Below are 2,098 nucleotides of genomic sequence, written 5' to 3' on the forward strand. Positions count from 1 at the left end.
CCGCGCCAGCGGGACAGGGCTGGACGCAAACGCAGCATCACCGCCAGTGATGCCCGTTGTGCAAGCCCGGGACCTTCAGTCCCGGGTCGTTGACGCTTCCAGCACGCACAATCAGCAAGGCACTTCCGAGAAACTGATGACGCATTGCGTGCCCCCGCGTCGCACCGGGCACCAACAGCGCCCGTATCCCAGCGATCTGTCCGATGCCCGCTGGGAGTTGATCGGGCCCACCCTGACCGCCTGGCGAACCGAACGCAGGGGCAACGGCCTGGACATCGGGTGCCCACCCCGCGCACGTGCCGCGGCGGCCGATTTCCTCGAGCAGACACGCCAGACAGGAGCGTGAAGCATGGACGGGCTGCGGCTGGAACGCAGGGACGCGACGGGCCTTGCTGATGTTCGGCACGAACTCCTCGATGTGTACGCGGAGATCTACGCGGACCGGCTCGGCGAGGAGTTCCACAGCATCGAGCGGTTCGACGAGCGGCTCGGCTGGAATACGGAAGTGCCCGGCTTCGCTGCGGTCGTCGGCTATCTCGACGACACCCCGATCGCCTACGCCTACGGCTGCACGCTGACACCCGATGGTGGAACGGACTGCTCACCCCGGTGCCCGACGGTGCGATCGTCGAGACTGGCGCCCGCACATTCGCCCTGTCCGAGCTGATGGTCGTCGAGAAGTTCCGCGGTACGGGCGTGGCGCATCAGATCCGCCACGAGCTATTGCGCGGTCGGCCCGAGGAACGGGTGACGCTCCTCGTCGAGCGCGACCACCCGAAGGTCCTTCCAGAAGATCTGACCGACCGCGTTACCTGGGGGCGGCGTTCAGCGCTGCCAGAGGAACGCGGCTTCACCGCAGGGCTGGCAGCTGAAGACGTAACCGCGGCCCCCACCGCCGAAGTTCGCTGAGGTAGCGAAGTCGTGCCCTTCCTCCAGCTCGGCTGTGAACGTCATCCGGGCGGCGCAGGTGGGACACGCGGGTGTCTCGTCGCCCTGGATCCAGTCGGGCTCACCGCCCATCCGTCCAAGAATCGGCTCTTCGGTGGGGGTATCAGTGGGATAGAGGCGCAGGGCGGTGACGACGCCCAAGAGCGTTTCGCCCTCGGCGGGGATGGTGGCCGGGGTGAGGTCGCCGGAAAAGAGGTAGGCGCGGTTGGCGCCAGCGGCGGCGTCCCAGTCGTCGCACATGCCGGGGTCGTTCTGGCAGAAGAACACCCCGACCGCACCGATGTCGAGGGGCAAATGGGCGAGAAACTGCATAGGTCCCCCGCATTCGCGGCACTTCGGCCAGACGAATCCCCCGGGGACGAGCGGGACACCGCCAGTGCGAGGAATGGGCGCGTCGGCAGCGGTCTCGCCGTCGTAGATCAGCAACATGGCCACAGCCTAGGTCAGCAGCTCGTGCCATGGGCCTGGGTCGCGTCGCTTGCTGTGCACGGGAGGCAGAGGACGCCGCGACTGTGCGCGTCGGTTGGGCATGAGCAATTGGGGCCTGCGCCAACTGGTCGGTGGCCTTGCTGAAGGTCACACTGAATTGGATGGCGCTCATTTGAGCGGCTGGCATCGCTCGCAGAAGCCCCGGCCCTGCCGGCAGCACGCGAAAGCCGATTCGGCCAAGCCGGGTCGGTACCGTACAGTTCACCGTACCGACGCGGGGTGGAGCAGCTCGGTAGCTCGCTGGGCTCATAACCCAGAGGTCGCAGGTTCAAATCCTGTCCCCGCTACGCAAACGTGAAGGCCCGGTGGATACCGGGCCTTCACTGTGTCTGGCCCCGCTCGAACCTGGTCCTTGGGCGACAGGGCTCCGGGACGAAGAAGACGTCAACATCCTGGGCACGAACCCGCACGTTCTGACACCTCGGCGATCTGGCCCCGCGAGCCAGGGCGGTCACCGCGCTGGTCCGAAATCTGATCACCGGGTTCCTCCGAGGATGCCCCGGCCTTTAGGCCAAGGAGGAATCGGACTCCTGCGGAGCAGGGCAGGGGCAGCCGGATCGCCGTCTGCCGTCAGGGCGATTCGGCGTCCACCCTGTGACGGGGTGAGGCCGCCCACAACGCTCAAGAACTCTCAACTGTCAGTCCTCCCGGGTAGGTTCGG

Annotated in this window: 2 protein-coding genes and 1 tRNA gene; 2 read left to right on the forward strand and 1 reads right to left on the reverse strand. The window is 66.8% G+C overall.

Features of this window, described 5'->3' with window-relative positions; genetic code table 11:
- Nucleotides 1–349: 349 nt before the first annotated feature.
- Nucleotides 350–667: a hypothetical protein gene (locus ACFYXB_RS45825; protein ID WP_389591441.1), complete on the forward strand. Its 318-nt coding sequence runs from the start codon at nucleotides 350–352 to the stop codon at nucleotides 665–667.
- 158 nt (nucleotides 668–825) lie between these two features.
- Here the strand turns inward: ACFYXB_RS45825 and ACFYXB_RS45830 are convergent, their stop codons facing one another.
- Complete coding sequence (locus tag ACFYXB_RS45830) at nucleotides 826–1,377, reverse strand: hypothetical protein (RefSeq protein WP_389591443.1); 552 nt, start codon at nucleotides 1,375–1,377, stop codon at nucleotides 826–828.
- 273 nt (nucleotides 1,378–1,650) lie between these two features.
- Between ACFYXB_RS45830 and ACFYXB_RS45835 the strand changes: the two genes are divergently transcribed.
- Nucleotides 1,651–1,724, forward strand: a tRNA-Met gene (locus tag ACFYXB_RS45835).
- The last annotated feature ends 374 nt before the right edge of the window (nucleotides 1,725–2,098 follow it).

This window comes from Streptomyces sp. NPDC002619, assembly GCF_042889305.1.
Taxonomy (GTDB): Bacteria; Actinomycetota; Actinomycetes; order Streptomycetales; family Streptomycetaceae; genus Streptomyces.

Coding starts and splice junctions, on each gene's coding strand:
- ACFYXB_RS45825 (WP_389591441.1), top strand. CDS start 350: ATGGACGGGCTGCGGCTGGAACGCAGGGACGCGACGGGCCTTGCTGAT.
- ACFYXB_RS45830 (WP_389591443.1), bottom strand. CDS start 1,377: ATGTTGCTGATCTACGACGGCGAGACCGCTGCCGACGCGCCCATTCCT.